The sequence below is a fragment of the Betaproteobacteria bacterium genome (assembly GCA_016709965.1).
Classification (GTDB): Bacteria; Pseudomonadota; Gammaproteobacteria; order Burkholderiales; family Rhodocyclaceae; genus Azonexus; species Azonexus amarohabitans.
The window spans coordinates 594557-609840 of sequence record JADJLT010000006.1; the positions used below are offsets into that span (position 1 = coordinate 594557).

The window sequence follows — 15284 nt, forward strand, 5'->3', positions numbered from 1 at the left end:
GCCCGGCCGGTGTCGCTCAACGCACCGTCATGACCGCCTTGACCAGTTCAGCCAGGGTGCGAACGCCCATTTTTTCCATGACCCGCGCCCGGTGCGCCTCGACGGTTTTCATGCTGATGTTCAGCGTGTCGGCGATCTGCTTGTTGAGCTTGCCGGCGACGACCAGTTTCATCACTTCCTGCTCGCGCTGGGTCAGTTGATCCAGTCGGTCGCTGATGGCGCCATCGCGCAGGCGGCGGGCGGACTGCTGGCGGTCGACTTCGAGGGCGCGCACGATGCGCGACAGCAAATCTTCGTTGTGAAAGGGCTTTTCAATGAAGTCGCAAGCGCCGCGCTGCAGGGCCGAGACAGCCATCGGTACATCGCCGTGGCCGGTGACGAAGATGATCGGCAATTGCGAGCCCAGGGCATCGAGCTTTTCGTGCAACTCCAGGCCACTCATTTCCGGCATCCGCACATCGAGAATCAGGTAGCCGCGCATTTCGGCGCTGCGGGCATTGAGGAAGCTCTCGCCGGAATCAAAGCAGGCGACGACGTAGCCTTCGCCTTCGAGCAGCCATGTCATGGAGTCGCGCATCGCTTCGTCATCATCGACGACATAAATGGTTTGCGTTACGTTATTCATCGCTAATCCTCGTCTTCGCCAATGTCTTCGATAGGGACGGTGAAGTGGAACAGGGTGCCGCCCTCACGCCGCGCTTCTACCCACAGGCGCCCTTGGTGAAACTCGATGATGGAGCGGCAGATCGCCAGGCCAATGCCCATCCCTTCCGGCTTGGTGGTGTAAAACGCGGTAAAAATCTTTTCGATATCGTCTTCGGTCAGGCCGTGGCCGTGGTCGCCGACCGTGACCTCCAGCATCCTGTCGTCCACCACCGCAGCGTGCAGCGTCAGTTTGCGTTGATCAAGAGGCACGTCGCTCATAGCCTCGATGCCGTTCTTGATCAGGTTGAGCAGCACCTGTTCGATCATGATGCGGTCGACGACAATTTTCGGCAAATTGTCGGGTAGATCAACAATGATCTGCGTGCTGGTGCGCTGGGCATCGATGTCGGCAAAGGCGCGGGTTTCATCGACCAGTTCGGCCAGCGCAATCGCTTGCCGATTGGGTTCGCCCTTCTTCACCATGTCGCGCATGCGGCGGATGATCTTTCCGGCGCGCTCGGCCTGGTCGGAGGCTTTCTGCATGGCAGCGAGCAAGTCGTCCAGCTTGTAGTTGCCGGCCTGCATGCGTTTGACGCAGCCAGCGCAATAGTTGGCGATGGCCGACAGCGGCTGGTTGAGTTCGTGGGCCAGCGACGAGGCCATCTCGCCCATGGTGATCAGGCGGGACGTCTGTTCGAGGCGCTTTTGCTGCTGCAAATTAACCTCCTCAATATGTTTCTTGTCAGTAATGTCGGCAGCGATCTGGACGCGTACGGTCCGTCCGTCCACCCAGCGAATGGCGCGCTCATGCACGTGATACCAGTGGCCGGACAGGGCGTGCTGGATTTCGCCGTCGAACAGCTCGCAAGGCAGTTCTTCGGGTTCGATCCGCTGTGGCGCTCTGGTCAGCGCTTCAGGCGCCGGACGGCAGGCAGTCGTGATCAGGGCAGAATCGCGACCGACACAATCCCCGCCAAAAATGGTCTGAAAGGCCCGGTTGGCAAACAGGATTTCGCCAGTATTGACGTCAGCTACGTGCACCGCCGAGTCGAGGCCGTCAATGACGGTCACAAAGCGTTCATGGGCGCGCTCCAGTTCGACGCGAGCGCGCTTGGGCTCGGTGATGTCGTTCATCGAAGCCATCCAGCCAATCTGCCGGCCATCGGCATCGATCAGCGGCGAGAAATACAGGCGCACGTCGAAACGTTCGCCGCTCTTGCGCATGATGCGCATCTCGAAGCCGGCGGCCGGGGCGTTACCGGCCAGCGCCGCATCGATATTGTGCTGCAGGCGTTCGAACTCTTCGGGGGGCCAGTAGGGGTAAGGGGCCTTGATGCCGACCAGTTCGTCTTCTTCGAAGCCGGTCATCCGGCAGAAGGCGGAATTGACGAAGGTGATGCGGCCTTCCAGATCGATGGCGCGCAGGCCGGTGATCAGCGATTGCGACATGGCTTGACGGAAGGCGTAAGCGGCGCGCAGTTCTTCCTCGGTAGCAGCCCGATGCTGGGCGTGGCGGCGCAACTGGATCAGGGTGACGGTGGCGATCAGGGTCAGGGCGATGATCAGCGCAGCCGGCACCAGGGGTAGCCAGGCGCCGCCGCTGCGGTAGGCGACGATATTCAGGCCGAGGCGGTTATTGGGCAGATCAAGGCTGATCGTCCCGGACACCTGACGATCGGTCGGCTTGATCGATGAATTGGAAAACACCTCGCGGTTCTGCGGGTCGAGAACGGTCAGGCTGTAGCGCGTGGTGAACGCGCTGGGCAGCGTGGTGCGTAACAGGGCTTCGAGTGACTGAACGGCGATGAAGGCCCCAAGATCGGCGCTGCCTCGCTGCACGGGGAAAATGATGTCGTGCACCGGTAGCTGAGCACCATCGCGGTAATCCGGCGACACCACCTCACGCCGGACGCGCAGCGCTTCCTGCAGCGCCTTCAGGCGTTCTCCGGTCAGTTGCTCGCCGACGAAATCGGCCGTCGCTTCATTGGGGGCGACCCAGTCGATCTTGCCGTCGATATCGACCCAGAGAATGGCCGAGATTTCTGCCGCATCGCGGACATAGCGCGCGGCACGCACCTGAAAGGATTCGTAGGTCAGCTGCTTGAATTCCTGGTCACGGCCCAGTTCGGCCAGGAAATCGATGTGGGCATGCAGGCGATTCTCGATGGTGCGTTCGGCCCAGTGCATGTCGCCTTCCAGCGCCGAACGGGCTGTGTCGAGCTCGCGCCACTGTAGCAGCGCGGTGACGACCAGCATGGCCAGCGCGAAAATGCCGATCGCGACATAGGGCGCCAGCCATAGTCTGGTCTGTTTGGGATGGGGGGCGGAAGGGCGCATCAGCATGGGCAAATTCTTCGCTGCCTGCGCCTCCTCGGCCATAGGTACTTACCCTATGTTGCCAGGGTGTCGTGTTGCACGCCATTCGGCACATAAAACCGCGCCTTTGCCCCCGTGGCTGCGTTGCAAATCCTCGCGATACCGCTGAGTATCGCTGCGGTTTTCGCCTTGCCACAAGGACAAACGCATCGGTTTTATCATGTGCCTCAGTGCGCGCAACACGACACCAGCCAACCGGCAATGCCGGGCACGAGCAGGGCGGTCAGCGCGCCGTTCATGCCCATGGCCAGTGCCGCGAAGGCACCACTTTGCTCGCTGACCTGAAAGGCGCGTGCCGTGCCGATGCCGTGCGAAGCAACACCGATGGCAAAGCCGCGGATGGCCGGGTCACGGATTTTCATCGCATCGAACACGTAGCGTGCTCCGACGGCGCCGAGAATGCCGGTGACGATGACCAATACCGCCGTCAGCGACGGAATGCCGCCAATGCGTTCAGCGATGCCCATGGCGATGGGGGTCGTCACCGACTTGGGGGCCAGCGATAACTGGGTGGAGGTGCTGGCGCCGAGCAGGCGGGCGACCATGACGGCCGAGACGATGGCCGTCATGCTGCCGGCCAGCAAGCCGGCGATGACCGGCAACAGCATCGAGCGCACCCGCTTGAATTGTGTATAAAGCGGGATGGCGAGCGCCACGGTGGCCGGGCCGAGCAAAAAGTGAACGAACTGGGCGCCGGCGAAGTAGGTTTCATACGATGTCGCGGTCAACGTCAAAAAAATGACCAAAACTGAAACTGCGATCAGCACCGGATTGGCCAGCGGGTTGTTGCCGGTGCGCTGATAAATCCAGAAGGCGCCCTGATAGGCGAGCAGGGTGATGGTCAGCCCGAGCAGCGGCGAGGCGGAAAGGTAAACCCAGATCTGGTTGATGTCCTGCGTCATGATGGCTATCCCGTTGCCGGTGCGCGCTGGCAAAGTTTCATGACCAGCGCCGTGACGACAAGCGTGGCCAGAGTGCTGATCACCAGTGAGAGAAGCAATGGCAGCCATTCGTTGGCCACCCGGTTCAGGTGAACCATGATGCCGGTGCCGGCCGGTACGAAGAGCAGTGACAGGTGTTGCAGCAGCGTCTGGCTGGTGCCTTGCAATTCCTTGCCCGGCCCGCCTTTGATCATCAGCGCGATGAACAGGAAGAGCATGCCGAGCACCGGGCCGGGCACGGGCAGGTTGAAGCCGCGGGCAGTGACTTCGCCGGCCAGTTGAAAGATCAATAATTGGGTGAGGGCAGAGAGCATGGTGCAATCCTTGTCGAACAAGCCTGCAGTCTATTGCCTCTGTTTTATTGTGGCTAGAGGCGGATTGGTCGCTTTATCTTCTACTATGAGTATCAAGTGAGCAGGGCGTGGCCGATTGTACGCAGGGCGATGCCGATGCATGCGCCCAGGGCTGCCGGTTTCCAGACCGCAGCAACCCGCCGTCCAGCCGAGATCAGCACCGCTACGCCCGGCAGGTCGAACGGCGAGATCAGGAAGCCGGCACTCTGGTTGAGCAAATGCTCGCTGACCTGCCCGGCTCGGCGCATTTCGTCCATGACGCCCATCATGGCGGTGCCGCCGGCCAGGTATTTGGTCAGGCTGGGCAAGATCAGGATGGGATCAATGCCGGCGAGGGCCAGTACGGGGGTCAAGGCCTGCGTGATCAGGGCAATCGCACCGAAGTGCTTGAGCGCAGTGACGGCGACCAGCGACAGCACCAGCATGGGGATGGCGCCCACAGCGATCTTGAATGCCTCTGCACCGGCACGGTTAATGACGTCGAGAACACCCTTGGCACTTTCGACGACGGGGTGGCTGAGCGATTCGTCGAGTACGGATTCGTTGGCGGATAAGTGACGGCCAAAAAAATAATAGGTGGCTGCTGCAGCAGCCAGCCCGCCGAGCAATGAAAAAATCAGGGTCGGCGCCAGGTCGAGACCCATGGTCAGCATCGGCAGTGAGGCGTTGGCCTGGGCCATGGCAAAGACCATGGCCAGCGTGGCGGCGAGGTGGCGATCCGACGTGCCGCGCTGTTCCATCATGGTCAGCGTCGCCATTGGCGCGGCAAAGCTGACGAAATTGATCTGCAGTGCGGCAAATACGCCCAGCCCGGTCAGCCCGAATGGCTTGAGTACTGGTGCCAGCTTGGCCACGGCCCAATCAAGCACGCCCCGCGCCTCAAGCAGTCGCATCAGCGAGAGCATGACGACCATTACCGGCAGCAGGATGAACAGCGAAAGTTCAACCGCCGAGCGGCCGGCCTTGAGGATGATGTCGATCAGGATGTCCATGGCTTCTGTTTTTAATTAGGGGAACTTGTCTGGCTACGGTGTAATCTATAAGTCAGGTAGCGATCAGATTGACGTCTTTGACCGAGGAGCGCAATGATGGAATTCCATTACCACACCCTGCCCAACCTGTTCGAGCAACTCGGCCTCCCGGCCGAGCCCAATGCCGTCCAACACTTTATCGACGTTCATAGTCCCATGCCCGAAGCCGTTCAACTGGCTGATGCGCCGTTCTGGAAACCCTCTCAGGCAGCATTTCTTCGTGAGGAAATACTCGAAGATGGCGACTGGGCAGAAGTGGTTGACGACTTGAACGCGCGGTTGCATAGCTGACTTCTTCTGGTTTCGCAGCACGAGAAAATTTCAAATTTGGCCAAAATTTCCGGTTGACCGTGGCGCTTCGCTCGCAGCGGAATACTGTAGGGTTCCCAGCTTAAATTACGCCTACCAATAAAAACGCCGGGTTTCCCCGGCGTTTTTTCTCTCTCCGCTTCTGCTTTTATCTTGTTCAGGCCATGGCTTCGTACAGCGGCAGGGTCAGGAACTCCGGGTATTCCGGGGTCAGTGACATTTCGTCAAAAATCACGGCGGCCTTGTCGTAGCTGGCGGTGTCTTCGCCCTGGGCGGTGACCGCTGCCTTCACCTTGGCCAGTTCTTCGGCGATCATCGGGCGGACCATTTCAACGGTGACCTTGCGGCCGTCGTCGAGGATGCCCTTCGGCGAAACGACCCACTGCCAGACCTGAGAGCGGGAGATTTCGGCGGTGGCCGCATCTTCCATCAGGTTGTGGATGGGCACGCAGCCGTTGCCGGCCAGCCAGCTGCCGAGGTAGTGAATACCGACGTTGATGTTGTTGCGCAGGCCGGCTTCGGTGATCGGTTGTTCAGGCTGGAAGTCGAGCCACTGTGCCGGGCCGAAGTTGCCTTCAACCTGCTTTTCCCACTGGTTCGGCTTGTCGCCCAAAACCTTGACGAATTCTTCCATGGCGATCGGCACGAGGCCCGGGTGAGCCACCCAGCCGCCGTCAAAGCCGTCGTTGGCGTCGCGGGTCTTGTCGTGGCGGATGCCAGCCAGGGCCTTTTCGTTGGCAACCGGATCGTTCTTGATCGGAATCAGGGCCGACATGCCGCCCATGGCCGGCGCACCGCGCTTGTGGCAAGCCTGTACCAGGGCCAGGGCGTAGCCGCGCATGAAGGGCACTTCCATGGTGATGGCGCTGCGCTGGGCGAGGCAGAAGTCCTTGTTCTTCTTGAACTTCTTGATGCAGGAGAAGATGTAGTCCCAGCGACCGGCGTTGAGGCCGGAGGAGTGGTTGCGCAGTTCATAGAGGATTTCTTCCATCTCGAAGGTGGCGAGAATGGTTTCGATCAGCACGGTGGCCTTGATGGTGCCTTGCGGAATACCACAGTGATCCTGGGCCATGACGAAGATGTCGTTCCACAGGCGGGCTTCCAGGTGGCTTTCCATCTTCGGCAGGTAGTAGAACGGGCCGGCGCCGCGGGCGATCTGCTCTTTGGCGTTGTGGAAGAAGACCACGGCGAAGTCGAAGATGCCGCCGCCGACACGCTGACCATCGACCAGCACGTGCTTTTCATCAAGGTGCCAGCCGCGCGGACGAATCTGCAGGGTGGCGATCTGGTCGTTCAGCTTGTAGGTCTTGCCGTTGTCGCCAGTGAAGCTCAGTTCGCGGCGGATGGCCTTGTACAGGTTGACCTGACCCTGAATCTGGTTGTCCCAGTTCGGCGAGTTGGAATCTTCGAAGTCGGTCATGTAGGAGTCAGCGCCGGAGTTGTAGGCGTTGATGATCATCTTGGCTTCGACCGGGCCGGTGATTTCGGTGCGACGACGCTCCAGCGCCTTGGGCAGCGGGGCGATCTTCCAGTCGCCTTCGCGGATGTGCTTGGTTTCCGGCAGGAAGTCAGGCATTTCGCCGGCGTCGATGCGGGCCTGGCGGGCAACGCGAGCGGCCAGCAGTTCCTGGCGACGGGCTTCGAAGGCGCGGTGCAGCTTGGCGACCAGTTCGAGCGCTTCGAAAGTCAGGATGGATTCGTATTGTGGCTGGATCGGGGCGGTGATTTGCACGCCGGCGGGCAGATTGAGGGCCATGAGAACTCCTGTTTGGAAAGGGTGAAATAACGTGACGAAGTGAATTCTATTCCTTCAGCGCAAGATTAAAAACCGGTCTAAAATCAAATCATCTATTACTTAAAGTATTAAATAGACCGTTATGGACAGACTGAAGCAGATTGAGGCCTTTGTTTCCGTGGCAACACGCGGCAGCTTGTCAGCAGCGGCGCGGGTCGAAGGCGTAACGCCCGCCATCGTCGGACGGCGCATCGATGCGTTGGAGTCGCGGCTGGGCATCAAGTTGCTGTTGCGCACGACGCGCAAACTGACCATCACTTTCGAAGGCCAGGCTTTTCTGGAGGATTGCCAGCGCCTGCTCAACGATCTGGCTAACGCCGAGGCTACCGTCTCGCTCGGCGGTGTGCGGGCTGGCGGGCATTTGAAAGTTTCGGCGCCTGCTGGCTTTGGTCGCCAGCATGTTGCGCCGCTGGTCGGTGATTTCATGCTGGCTAACCCGGATGTGACGGTCAACCTGAATTTGAGTGATCGTCTGGTGGATTTGATTAACGAGAACATCGACTGCGCGATTCGCATCGGTGATCTGACGGACTCCAGCCTGATCAGCGTTCGCCTCGGTGAAATGCGCCGGATGGTAATCGCCAGTCCGGCCTATCTGGTGGAACATGGGGTGCCGCGGACGCCTGACGATCTGGAGCGGCACAACTGTTTGTCCTTGGGCCAGCAGCGTGGCTGGGTGTTCCGTCATCCCGATACAAGCGAGGTGGATTCCCGCAAGGTTAGCGGAATTTTTGAATGCAATGATGGTGCCGTGCTGCATGAATGGGCGCTGGCCGGCCGGGGGTTGGCCTGGCGTTCATTATGGGAGGTTGGACTTGATCTGAAGGAGGGCCGGCTGACGTCGGTGCTGGACGCGTGGCAGGCGCCGCCGATGGGCATTTATGCAGTCTTTCCTCAGCGCCGACACTTGCCATTGCGCGTGCGCCTGTTCATCGACTTGCTGAAGGAAACCTACAGCCGACCAAGCTATTGGGAGTTGCGCTGAATAGCGCGGTGTGAGCGGGCTGCAGAATATTTCAGATTGGGCCGATTTTTCCGGTTGACCGTAGCATCTCGAATTTTTGCCCGTGGGTGAGCTACGGGCAAAAATAATCAAGTGGTGGATGCAGACTCAGGCGATCACGAAGCGATCACTATCTTCGCGCATCGTTCTGGCCAGTCGGCCCAGTTCGCTGGCTGAATCAGCCGTACTTTGTGCTGCCCCATGGTTTTCTTCAGCACTTTGCGCGACGCGCTCAACCTGTTGGGCAATGGATTGGCTGGCCGAGCCCTGTTCGGCAATTGCCTCGGTGATGTCGCTGACGACGCGCACCACGTCGTTGGCACTCTCGCGAATCTGAATGATGGCGTGACCAGCCTGCTCGGCGAGCGACATGCCCGATTCAGCCTGTGTAACGACATTTTCCATGGAGCCTACGGCCGTTTTTGCGCTGTTCTGGATGCTGGCAATCATGGCGGCAATCTCGCCGGTGGCCTGGGTGGTGCGTTCAGCCAGTTTGCGCACTTCATCAGCCACCACGGCAAAGCCGCGGCCAGCCTCGCCTGCACGGGCCGCCTCGATGGCCGCGTTGAGCGCCAATAGATTAGTCTGATCGGCAACATCCTTGATGACCTGCACGACACCGGAAATCTGTGTCGATTGCTGGCCGAGGGTATCAATCTGGAGGGCGACATTCTTGACGGCGGCGGTAATGACTTTCATCTCGTCCACCGCTTCGCCAATGACAGCGCCACCCTGGTCCGAGAGCTCGCCGGAGCGTCGCGCCATTTGAAGCGCATCGCCGGCATTGGCAGCCACATGATTGATGCTGACCGAAACCTGTTCAACCGATGCCGCCATGGAGGATGCAGATTCGCTGGCGTCTTCGGAGGCACGGGCTGATTGCTGGGCACCGTTGGCCAATTGTTGCGATGCATCGTCGATGCGATTTGTCGCCTGGCGTAAGCCACCAAGGGTCTCGCGCATGGTTGCCAGCAGGTCGTTGAAGGCTAAGGCGGTCAGGCCAACCTCATTTCGCCCGACGACGGGAATCGATTGCGTGAAATCCTTGTTGTCACGGACCCGCTGAATGATTTGACGCATGCTGGATAGCGGTCCCGATATTGAGGCGATGATCCAGTATGCCAAGCCAACCGCGAACAGGGTGGCAACGATCAGAATGCCAATGTTCATATTGCGGCCACTGGCGTAGGCCGCTCTATCCTTTTCAACGGCCTGATGCATCAGCAATTCCTGAAACTCAACCATGGCGTGCGTTGTTTCGAGGAAACCATTCATCGTCGGAGTCAATTCCGTCTTGATGTAAGTTTTGGCTTCATTAAGGTCGCGTTCCGCGATATTAAAATACTGTTCGTATTGCGGGCCAGCCTTGTCGCGCACAGCGACAATTTTGCTTAACAAAGCTTTGCCTTCTGGCGAATGAATCAGTTTTTCGAGCGTAGCCAGTGAAGGGCCGTTCAGCTCGCGCAATTTATGGATCTCTGCTTTGATCGCTTCGCGTTCTTCACGACTATCGGCAATCAGGATGCCACGCAAGGAGCGACCAATGGACAGCGTACGTTCATTGATATTGTTGGCCTCTTTTATCTTTAGGACGCGTTCATTGACCAGAAGGTCCATGTTATCCATTGTCTCCGCCATACGTTTCATCGCCATGAGGTTGGTGACAATAAGGATCATGATAAGCAGGCCAAAACCAATAATCAGCCGCTTGCTGATGCTCAAATCTTTAAACACGGAAACTCCCTTGAGTGACTTCAAATTTTAGAATGCTAGATTATCAATTTTTGATTGAAATTTGGTTTATTTATTGTTTTCGATAAATGGGTAATTGGATCAATGTTACTTACCCGCAACAAATAAAAAGGCCAGCACTTTGTGAGTGCTGGCCTCATGCCACCGGATAAGGCGGCAATCTAAAGCGGTAAGCTTTTTAGTGGAACTGTTCTTCTTCGGTCGAGCCGGTCAGCGCGGTGACGCTGGACTTGCCACCCTGGATCACGGTGGTGACGTCGTCGAAGTAACCGGTACCAACTTCCTGCTGGTGCGAGACGAAGGTATAGCCACGGTCGCGAGCTGCGAATTCCGGCTCTTGAACCTTCTCGACGTAGGCCGACATGCCGCGCTTGGCGTAGTCCTGGGCCAGGTCGAACATGTGGTACCACATGTTGTGGATGCCGGCCAGGGTGATGAACTGGTACTTGTAGCCCATGGCGCCCAGTTCCTTCTGGAACTTGGCAATGGTGGCGTCGTCGAGGTTCTTCTTCCAGTTGAAGGAAGGCGAACAGTTGTAGGCCAGCATCTTGCCCGGGTGAACCTTATGCACGGCTTCAGCGAACTTGCGGGCAAATTCCAGATCCGGCGTGCCGGTTTCGCACCACACCAGGTCGGCGTAGTCAGCGTAGGCGATAGCGCGAGAGATAGCCTGGTCCAGACCCTTCTTGGTCTTGTAGAAGCCTTCAGCGGTACGCTCGCCGGTCAGGAACGGCTTGTCGTTCTCGTCGTAGTCGGAGGTCAGCAGGTCAGCAGCTTCAGCATCGGTACGGGCAATAACCAGTGTCGGCACGCCATAAACGTCAGCAGCCATACGGGCAGCGATCAGCTTCTGGATGGCTTCGGTGGTCGGAACGAGAACCTTGCCGCCCATGTGGCCGCACTTCTTGACGGAAGCCAGTTGGTCTTCCCAATGCACGCCAGCTGCGCCAGCGCGGATCATGGCCTTCATCAGTTCGTAGGCGTTCAGCACGCCGCCGAAACCGGCTTCAGCGTCAGCGACGATCGGCAGGTGGTATTCGACGTGGCCGGCATCGCCAGCGTTGATGTTCTTGGACCACTGGATTTCGTCGGCGCGGTTGAAGGCGTTGTTGATGCGCTCGACAACCTTTGGCACGGAGTCAACCGGGTACAGGGACTGGTCCGGGTACATGGCGGCGTATTCGTTGTTGTCGGCGGCAACTTGCCAGCCGGACAGGTAGATGGCCTTGATGCCAGCCTTGGCTTGCTGAACGGCTTGACCGCCGGTCAGGGCGCCCAGACAGTTGACGTAGGGGGTGTTGTTGACCAGATCCCACAGCTTTTCGGCACCACGACGGGCCAGGGTGTGCTCGACTTGGAAAGAACCACGCAGACGGACGACGTCAGCGGCGGAGTAACCGCGCTTGATGCCCTTCCAGCGGGGGTTTTCAGCCCAGTCTTTTTCGAGGGCGGCGATTTGCTGTTCGCGAGTGCTCATGTGAATTCCTCAGGAGATTTGGTTTAGGAGATAACGGCGTTGAAGCAGTGGGATATCTTGCAACGTCGACAAGATAAAGTATAGTTATTTTTTTGCGGAGCAGCAATAGTCTTATATAAGACATAAGACATTATTTGTTTCAATAAAAACAGTGCCTTGTAATCGTAATTTCACAATGCAAAACGCTGTTTGTCTTTATGAAATGAAATTGCGCTGCGTCAGCACAAAGGTTTGCTGCTGACCAGCACCCCGTCTTCGTCGGCGTAGAGATACTCGCCGGGATTAAATGTAACGCCGCCAAAGGTCACGGCCACATTTTTGTCCCCGACGCCTTTCTTGAGTGTTTTTTGCGGGTGCGTATTCAGGGCGCGGACACCAAGATCAATGCCGTTGATATCTCCCGAGTCGCGGATGCAGCCATAGACGACCGCGCCAGCCCAGCCATTTTTCGCTGCGAGAATGGCGAGCTGGTCGCCAACCAGAGCACAACGTAGCGATCCGCCGCCGTCGACGACGAGAACCTTGCCGTGGCCGTCTTCGCCGAAAACTTCGCGAACGAGTGCGTTATCCTCAAAAATCTTCAGCGTGACAATTTGGCCGGAAAAGCTGGTGCGGCCACCGTAACGCTGGAACATCGGGGCAACGACGCGAACGGTCTTGCCCAATTCACTTTCAAATTCATCGCAAAGGTCGGGTGTCTTGAAGGTCATCATGGGGTCCTTGAAATAAAAAAGCCGTGCAATCTTGCACGGCTTTCGGGGTGGATGGCAATCGTTCAGACGACTGCTTCGGTCTTTTCTTCCTCAAAGTCGAGTGTGATTTTTCCGTCTTGATCCAGGTTGACCGTGACACGTCCGCCATTGGCCAGCTTGCCGAACAATAGTTCGTCAGCCAGTGCCGAGCGGATGGTGTCCTGAATCAGGCGCGACATCGGGCGGGCGCCCATCAGCGGATCGAATCCTTTTTCAGCCAGCATTTCCTTCACTGCTTCGCTGAAGTGTGCCTCGACCTTCTTCTCGTGCAGCTGCTCTTCCAGCTGCATCAGGAACTTGTCGACCACGCGCAGAATGACCTCGTGATCCAGCGGCGCGAAGGAGATTGTTGCATCCAGACGATTGCGGAATTCTGGCGTGAACAGACGCTTGATCTCGGCCATTTCATCGCCGGTCTGCTTGTTGTTGGTGAAGCCCATGCTCGATTTTTGCAGATCGGCCGCCCCGGCATTGGTGGTCATGATGATCACCACATTACGGAAATCAGCTTTGCGACCGTTATTGTCCGTCAGCGTGCCATGGTCCATCACCTGAAGCAGGATATTGAAGATATCCGGGTGCGCCTTCTCGATTTCATCCAGTAGCAGCACGGTGTAGGGCTTTTTGGTGATCGCTTCCGTCAACAACCCGCCCTGGTCAAAGCCGACATAGCCGGGAGGCGCACCAATCAGGCGAGAGACTGCATGGCGTTCCATATATTCCGACATGTCGAAACGCTGCAATTCGATACCGAGGGCGTAGGCCAGTTGTTTGGCAACTTCAGTCTTACCGACGCCAGTCGGTCCGCTGAACAGGAAGGAGCCAATCGGCTTGCCTGGATTGCCCAGCCCGGAGCGGGCCATCTTGATCGCCTTGGCCAGCGCTTCGATAGCTTTGTCCTGACCGAAGACAACGGCCTTCAGATCGCGGTCGAGATTCTTCAACGCGCCGCGATCATCCAGTGATACGTGCTGCGACGGGATACGAGCAATCTTGGCAACAATCTCTTCGATATCCGTTTTGTTGATGACTTTTTTCTGCTTCGACTTGGGCAGAATACGCTGCGCTGCACCAGCCTCATCAATAACGTCAATTGCCTTGTCTGGCAGATGGCGGTCGGTGATGTAACGCGCAGCAAGTTCCGCTGCCGAGGAAATGGCGGTCGCGGAGTATTTGATACCGTGGTGGGCCTCAAAGCGGGCTTTTAATCCCTTTAGGATTTCAACGGTTTCAGCGACTGAGGGTTCATTGACATCAATTTTCTGGAAGCGACGTGACAGCGCGCTGTCCTTCTCGAAAATTCCCCGGAATTCAGTATAGGTCGTGGCACCGATGCACTTCAATTGACCGGATGAGAGCGCGGGCTTCAACAGGTTGGACGCATCCAGAGTGCCGCCAGAGGCCGAACCGGCGCCGATCAGGGTGTGAATTTCGTCGATGAACAAAATGGCGTGCGGATTGTCCTGCAAGGCTTTGAGAACGCCTTTCAAGCGCTGTTCGAAATCACCGCGATACTTTGTGCCAGCAAGCAGCGAACCCATGTCCAGTGAATAGACGTTGGCCTTGGCCAGAATTTCCGGCACATCGCCTTCGACCACCTTGCGGGCCAGACCTTCGGCAATGGCTGTCTTGCCGACACCAGCCTCGCCAACCAGCAGCGGGTTGTTCTTGCGACGGCGGCACAGCGTCTGGATGACTCGCTCAAGCTCCTTGTCGCGGCCAATCAAGGGGTCGATCTTGCCCTGCAACGCAAGAGCGTTCAGATTGATCGTGTATTGCTCCAGCGGACCGGCTTCGGTCTTCTCGCCTTCGGTTTCCACTTCGGTTTCAGCGGCTGCCTTGGGCTGCGGTATCTTGCTGATGCCGTGTGAGATGTAATTGACGACATCAAGTCTGGTTACGCCCTGCTTTTGCAGGAAATAGACGGCGTGCGAATCCTTTTCGCCATAAATGGCGACCAGGACGTTGGCGCCATTGACCTCTTTTTTTCCAGAAGATTGAACGTGCAGGATGGCCCGTTGAATGACTCGCTGGAACCCGAGCGTCGGCTGCGTATCAATGTCATCTTCGCCCGAAACGGTGGGCGTGTGCTCGTCAATGAAGTTGGTCAGATCCTTGCGTAACGCATCGGCTTTTGCGCCGCAGGAGCGCAGTGCTTCTGCCGCAGAGGGATTGTCGATCAATGCCAGCAACAGGTGTTCGACGGTAATGAACTCGTGGCGTTTTTGACGCGCCTCGACAAAGGCCATGTGCAGGCTGACTTCGAGTTCCTGAGCAATCATCAGTTTTCCTCCATGATGCAAGCAAGCGGGTGTTGGTGCATGCGGGCGAATGCAATCACTTGATCCACCTTGGTTGCGGCGATGTCCCGGGGGAACACACCGCATACACCTCGGCCGTCATTGTGAACTTTGAGCATGATTCGCGTCGCTTGTTCAGTATCCAGAGAAAAAAAACGCTGCAGAACGGTGATGACGAATTCCATCGGTGTGTAGTCGTCGTTCAGCAACACCACCTTGTACATCTTTGGCGGGCCTAGCTTGCTGCGCTTTGCCTCAAGTTGTCCGCCTTCCTGAACCTTCGTAGCCATGCGTTCGATTTTATACAGTCCGCCTTAATCTGCAATAAAAAATATTGAGACGAAAGGCCCGATTTCAAGATCAGGAGGGCGATTGAAGTAAAAGAATTTTGCTGCGCCGCCGCATTTAAATTTGTTGACGGCATAATTTAACTGGCGTAGAAAGCAATCGTGTTTGGCTTCATGCTGTATCGAGGTTGCTGTGATGCACCGGGTCACTGAGCTCAAACAGGGAGTCGGGGAGACCCGTAATTTGTTCGTCTATTGTAAGA

At 57.6% G+C, this 15284-nt stretch carries 13 protein-coding genes; 2 read left to right on the plus strand and 11 right to left on the minus strand.

Annotated elements, in window-relative coordinates; genetic code table 11:
• Nucleotides 1-16: 16 nt before the first annotated feature.
• The 5 genes from IPJ12_17375 to IPJ12_17395 form a co-directional block, all read right to left on the minus strand.
• Nucleotides 17-625 carry a response regulator transcription factor gene (locus IPJ12_17375; GenBank protein MBK7648868.1) on the minus strand — a complete coding sequence of 203 codons (609 nt, stop codon included), beginning with the start codon at nucleotides 623-625 and terminating at the stop codon, nucleotides 17-19.
• Between the two features lie 2 nt (nucleotides 626-627).
• Nucleotides 628-3024, minus strand: a complete 2397-nt coding sequence (locus IPJ12_17380) for a PAS domain S-box protein (GenBank protein ID MBK7648869.1) — start codon at nucleotides 3022-3024, stop codon at nucleotides 628-630.
• A gap of 164 nt (nucleotides 3025-3188) precedes the next feature.
• Nucleotides 3189-3923: an LrgB family protein gene (locus tag IPJ12_17385; protein ID MBK7648870.1), complete on the minus strand. Its 735-nt coding sequence runs from the start codon at nucleotides 3921-3923 to the stop codon at nucleotides 3189-3191.
• 5 nt (nucleotides 3924-3928) lie between these two features.
• Nucleotides 3929-4276 (minus strand): CidA/LrgA family protein, encoded by a 348-nt coding sequence (locus IPJ12_17390; protein MBK7648871.1) that lies wholly within the window; start codon nucleotides 4274-4276, stop codon nucleotides 3929-3931.
• A 92-nt stretch (nucleotides 4277-4368) separates the two neighbouring features.
• Nucleotides 4369-5307: a nucleoside recognition family protein gene (locus IPJ12_17395; GenBank protein ID MBK7648872.1), complete on the minus strand. Its 939-nt coding sequence runs from the start codon at nucleotides 5305-5307 to the stop codon at nucleotides 4369-4371.
• A gap of 96 nt (nucleotides 5308-5403) precedes the next feature.
• Here IPJ12_17395 and IPJ12_17400 point away from each other — a divergent pair, with 96 nt between their 5' ends.
• Nucleotides 5404-5637: a DUF2789 domain-containing protein gene (locus IPJ12_17400; GenBank protein MBK7648873.1), complete on the plus strand. Its 234-nt coding sequence runs from the start codon at nucleotides 5404-5406 to the stop codon at nucleotides 5635-5637.
• A gap of 175 nt (nucleotides 5638-5812) precedes the next feature.
• Here IPJ12_17400 and IPJ12_17405 read toward each other — a convergent pair whose 3' ends face one another.
• A complete protein-coding gene (locus IPJ12_17405) occupies nucleotides 5813-7411 on the minus strand; it encodes a malate synthase A (GenBank protein ID MBK7648874.1) in 1599 nt (532 codons plus the stop codon).
• Nucleotides 7412-7532: 121 nt separating this feature from the next.
• Here IPJ12_17405 and IPJ12_17410 point away from each other — a divergent pair, with 121 nt between their 5' ends.
• Complete coding sequence (locus IPJ12_17410) at nucleotides 7533-8435, plus strand: LysR family transcriptional regulator (protein ID MBK7648875.1); 903 nt, start codon at nucleotides 7533-7535, stop codon at nucleotides 8433-8435.
• Between the two features lie 126 nt (nucleotides 8436-8561).
• Here the strand turns inward: IPJ12_17410 and IPJ12_17415 are convergent, their stop codons facing one another.
• The 5 genes from IPJ12_17415 to clpS all read right to left on the minus strand — a co-directional run bounded on the left by IPJ12_17415 (nucleotide 8562) and on the right by clpS (nucleotide 15024).
• The gene (locus IPJ12_17415; protein MBK7648876.1) at nucleotides 8562-10187 is read right to left on the minus strand and encodes a methyl-accepting chemotaxis protein; all 1626 of its coding nucleotides are present in this window, start codon (nucleotides 10185-10187) and stop codon (nucleotides 8562-8564) included.
• 196 nt (nucleotides 10188-10383) lie between these two features.
• Nucleotides 10384-11682, minus strand: a complete 1299-nt coding sequence (aceA, locus tag IPJ12_17420; GenBank protein ID MBK7648877.1) for an isocitrate lyase — start codon at nucleotides 11680-11682, stop codon at nucleotides 10384-10386.
• A 218-nt stretch (nucleotides 11683-11900) separates the two neighbouring features.
• Entirely contained in the window at nucleotides 11901-12392 is a 492-nt protein-coding gene (gene rraA, locus IPJ12_17425; GenBank protein MBK7648878.1) for a ribonuclease E activity regulator RraA, read from the minus strand.
• Between the two features lie 65 nt (nucleotides 12393-12457).
• On the minus strand, nucleotides 12458-14716 hold the full coding sequence (gene clpA / locus IPJ12_17430; protein MBK7648879.1) for an ATP-dependent Clp protease ATP-binding subunit ClpA: 2259 nt from the start codon (nucleotides 14714-14716) through the stop codon (nucleotides 12458-12460).
• A complete protein-coding gene (gene clpS / locus IPJ12_17435; protein ID MBK7648880.1) occupies nucleotides 14716-15024 on the minus strand; it encodes an ATP-dependent Clp protease adapter ClpS in 309 nt (102 codons plus the stop codon). Before clpS ends, clpA begins: the two co-directional genes overlap by 1 nt.
• Nucleotides 15025-15284: the final 260 nt, after the last annotated feature.

Coding starts and splice junctions, on each gene's coding strand:
- IPJ12_17375 (MBK7648868.1), bottom strand. CDS start 625: ATGAATAACGTAACGCAAACCATTTATGTCGTCGATGATGACGAAGCG.
- IPJ12_17380 (MBK7648869.1), bottom strand. CDS start 3,024: ATGGCCGAGGAGGCGCAGGCAGCGAAGAATTTGCCCATGCTGATGCGC.
- IPJ12_17385 (MBK7648870.1), bottom strand. CDS start 3,923: ATGACGCAGGACATCAACCAGATCTGGGTTTACCTTTCCGCCTCGCCG.
- IPJ12_17390 (MBK7648871.1), bottom strand. CDS start 4,276: ATGCTCTCTGCCCTCACCCAATTATTGATCTTTCAACTGGCCGGCGAA.
- IPJ12_17395 (MBK7648872.1), bottom strand. CDS start 5,307: ATGGACATCCTGATCGACATCATCCTCAAGGCCGGCCGCTCGGCGGTT.
- IPJ12_17400 (MBK7648873.1), top strand. CDS start 5,404: ATGGAATTCCATTACCACACCCTGCCCAACCTGTTCGAGCAACTCGGC.
- IPJ12_17405 (MBK7648874.1), bottom strand. CDS start 7,411: ATGGCCCTCAATCTGCCCGCCGGCGTGCAAATCACCGCCCCGATCCAG.
- IPJ12_17410 (MBK7648875.1), top strand. CDS start 7,533: ATGGACAGACTGAAGCAGATTGAGGCCTTTGTTTCCGTGGCAACACGC.
- aceA (MBK7648877.1), bottom strand. CDS start 11,682: ATGAGCACTCGCGAACAGCAAATCGCCGCCCTCGAAAAAGACTGGGCT.
- rraA (MBK7648878.1), bottom strand. CDS start 12,392: ATGACCTTCAAGACACCCGACCTTTGCGATGAATTTGAAAGTGAATTG.
- clpA (MBK7648879.1), bottom strand. CDS start 14,716: ATGATTGCTCAGGAACTCGAAGTCAGCCTGCACATGGCCTTTGTCGAG.
- clpS (MBK7648880.1), bottom strand. CDS start 15,024: ATGGCTACGAAGGTTCAGGAAGGCGGACAACTTGAGGCAAAGCGCAGC.